Below are 240 nucleotides of genomic sequence, written 5' to 3' on the forward strand. Positions count from 1 at the left end.
CGGGCGATCCCCCCGGCAGCGACCGCGAACCTGGATTTCGCGCCGGCGATCTTCTCCGCGTTCGGCAGCAGCTACGACCTGCCGGTGGCGATGGTGATCCTGACCCTGCTGGGGTGGATCACGCCGCTGCAGTTCAAGGACGGCCGTGGGTACGCGTTCGTGGGCATCTTCGTGCTGGCTGCGGTGTTGACGCCGCCGGATGTGGTTTCCGAGTTGATGCTGGCGATTCCCTTGTGCCTG

General features: G+C 66.2%; 1 protein-coding gene. It reads left to right on the plus strand.

The window, feature by feature from the left end; translation table 11 throughout:
* Window positions 1-240 (plus strand): twin-arginine translocase subunit TatC (locus ACQG3P_RS22705; protein WP_426806313.1); only part of this gene is annotated, 240 nt, incomplete at both ends.

It is taken from the genome of Stenotrophomonas sp. SrG (assembly GCF_050031795.1).
In the GTDB taxonomy this organism is placed as follows: Bacteria; Pseudomonadota; Gammaproteobacteria; order Xanthomonadales; family Xanthomonadaceae; genus Stenotrophomonas; species Stenotrophomonas rhizophila_A.